Below are 229 nucleotides of genomic sequence, written 5' to 3' on the forward strand. Positions count from 1 at the left end.
GAAGTTATTGCCTTCGACCCGTTTCTGTTCGGAATCAAAGGCCCTAGTCACCATTTTGCTTTTAAATGGCAGGGAATCATCCATACCAAGGCGCGCCATAATGTTTTTCATGTTATCCGAACCGAAGCGGCGCATCAATTGATCTTCCATTGATATATTGAATTGAGTGACCCCTTGATCTCCCTGACGGCCGGACCGACCACGCAGCTGGTTATCTATACGCCTGCTT

Annotated in this window: 1 protein-coding gene; it reads right to left on the bottom strand. The window is 47.6% G+C overall.

Translation table 11 applies throughout. The features are described 5' to 3' along the window. Nucleotides 1-229, bottom strand: a 229-nt coding sequence (locus ACYP5M_RS26910; protein ID WP_459735770.1) for a preprotein translocase subunit SecA, incomplete at both ends; no start/stop codon positions are given.

Source organism: Peribacillus sp. N1, from assembly GCF_054600815.1.